Source organism: Leucobacter celer subsp. astrifaciens (assembly GCF_001273835.1).
GTDB classification, from domain to species: Bacteria; Actinomycetota; Actinomycetes; order Actinomycetales; family Microbacteriaceae; genus Leucobacter; species Leucobacter celer.
This window is the reverse complement of sequence record NZ_JHEI01000191.1, coordinates 1-410: the sequence shown is the minus strand read 5'-3', so window position 1 is coordinate 410 and position 410 is coordinate 1. Positions and strand designations below refer to the sequence as shown.

At 72.0% G+C, this 410-nt stretch carries 1 pseudogene; it reads left to right on the top strand.

The features are described 5' to 3' along the window. Positions 1–410: pseudogene (locus AMS65_RS19885) on the top strand (acyltransferase); the annotation flags it as partial.

Sequence of the window (410 nt, the reverse complement as noted above, 5' to 3'; positions counted from 1 at the left end):
GGTGCGCTACGCGTGGGCGCTGCTCGGCGCGGGCATCGTGCTCGCCGTCGTCGGATACGGCGTGATCGGCTCAGCGGTGCGCGCCGCCGCGGGCCCCGACGAGATCGAGCACGCGGCGCTCGGCACCCCCGAATGGTGGTTCGCCGTGTGGCAAGATGCCCCGCACTCGTCGGGCATCGGCGAGGCGCTCGGCTCGGGAGGTTTCGCGCTCGCGGTGACAAGCGCGGCAGTGCTGCTGTGTCTCACTCCCCTGCGCTGGATCGCCCTGCCCCTGCGAGCGGTCGGCTCCATGCCGCTCACCGCCTACGTCACCCACATCGGCATCTGGGCGATCTGGCTCGCCGTCGAAACGGCCCGCGACCCGAACTGGGACCCCTGGCTCGACTTCCGAGCACCCAACCCGTTCTGGC